This window comes from Streptomyces flavochromogenes (genome assembly GCF_000717595.1).
Lineage (GTDB): Bacteria > Actinomycetota > Actinomycetes > Streptomycetales > Streptomycetaceae > Streptomyces > Streptomyces flavochromogenes.
Window position 1 is genome coordinate 1 of the sequence record NZ_JNZO01000137.1, and the last position, 250, is coordinate 250.

General features: G+C 71.2%; 1 protein-coding gene. It reads right to left on the minus strand.

The features are described 5' to 3' along the window. The coding region (locus tag IF00_RS0140605) for a hypothetical protein (protein WP_158710615.1) at positions 1-250 on the minus strand (250 nt) is incomplete at both ends.

Below are 250 nucleotides of genomic sequence, written 5' to 3' on the forward strand. Positions count from 1 at the left end.
GTCGACGAGTTCGCTGGGCCTGCTCACGTTCAGGGAGGCGGGCAGCTCCTCCTGCCGGAGGGCCATGACCATCTTGATGACGCCGCCGACGCCGGCGGCTGCCTGGGCGTGGCCGAGGTTGGACTTCAGGGATCCCAGCATCAGGGGTCGCCCACCGTCGCGTTCGCTGCCGTAGGTGGCGAGGAGGGCCTGTGCCTCGATGGGGTCGCCGAGGACGGTGCCGGTGCCGTGGGCCTCGACGGCGTCGACT